Annotated in this window: 1 pseudogene; it reads right to left on the bottom strand. The window is 33.5% G+C overall.

Features of this window, described 5'->3' with window-relative positions:
* Positions 1 to 63: 63 nt before the first annotated feature.
* A pseudogene (locus BAZSYMA_RS04615) lies at positions 64 to 1,458 on the bottom strand (hypothetical protein); the annotation flags it as partial.

Here is a 1,458-nt window from a genome sequence, read left to right as displayed (position 1 = left end):
CAGCATATAGATACAACATACGTTGCCTCATTAATCGATTCACGCGTATCAATGGTAAATAAACTAGTCACCCCACTGAATCAAAATATCAACATATAACATTAACACATATTTTTCAAATGCACCAATTCTAAGTCGTGCAATAGCAAAAGGATCAAAAGGGTCATCTTCATACTGCTGGATGGCAGGGTTTCCATCGGTTAACAATTGCTTAATAGTTTGCAATGTGTGATTGCGAAAAGGTTGGAAATTCCAATAATGGTTAACTGGACTAAGTAAAAGATAATTGCTTAATATGTCTCTTATCATTAGCGTTTGCGCTTTACTTAACTTTAAAAAACTTAAGTCTTCATTGCCTTTGTAATTTTTATTAACATCACCATTTTTGTCAATATAAGGTTTGTCATCTAAGTTGGTATTTTGCAATGTCTTAAAGATAGTAGCTGACACAACTTCATTAATTTTTTTTGGTGCCTTATCGTGAAAGGTTGTTGGGGTTATGTGCTTGCGTTTTTTAGAAGGATTGAAAATATGCCCAAGCCAATCAATCGCCTCTTCAAATTTATTTTGATTACTTAGATTTTTAGCGATTAGAATAGGGGTATGGAAAAATAATTCCCAATAATACTGGGCGTAAGGTCCTTGCGCAAAATCAATTTGATCGTTTTTTAGGATACTAGGTAATTTAGCGCCTTTAGGAGGAATTAGGTCGGTGATTGTATTACCTTCAGTCATTGGAATTTGTTGATTTTCTAATGATAACACCTGATCAATGTTAGTCGTAGTAAATATTTTTTGTAGTTGTTTAAAGGCAGGTGTACCCATGCGAATAATATCATAATCTATCTCTCCGCAATCGTTTAGACTGTATTTAGTATTAGTTAATTCTGAAGGATAAGGAGTATTTTGAATATCAATTTTTGCATTGCAATTTATAATTTGAGCAAATATATTTTCAAACTCTCTGTCTGTTAGTTGAGCATTTTTGATCGCGCCAACAGATGCTAGATAAGTTTTAAATACTTGGAAACCTTGGTCAGCAACCATTGGATAACTAAGACAAAAATTGCCATCTATGAAATTTTTGACCCTTAAGGCTTGATAAACAGCATCAGATATCTTGTTTCTCTCAGCTATGTTTTTTCTATCTACCAAAGATTCAGCGAAAAAATTAGTACGAATATAAGGAGCGGAACACATAATGTTAAATATTTTTTGAACCGTTCCAAGATCCACTGTCAATTTTAGCTTGGTAGCGATATAGTCGCGTAAACCTTTCCAGGCATTAACTTTCATATCTTGTACGAATTTATCTGTATTTGCAAAGCCATAAGTTATACTGTCTAAAAGGGAATGAAAAGCCTTCTTAAAGCCACCAGAGCCATTAACAAAGGGCGTTACAATATAATTATCTACAACAAAAGCCGAAAACATTTTTCTTGCTACGCTGCTAGATAT

It is taken from the genome of Bathymodiolus azoricus thioautotrophic gill symbiont (assembly GCF_001298715.1).
In the GTDB taxonomy this organism is placed as follows: domain Bacteria; phylum Pseudomonadota; class Gammaproteobacteria; order PS1; family Pseudothioglobaceae; genus Thiodubiliella.
This window is presented reverse-complemented; position numbering and strand designations above follow the sequence as displayed.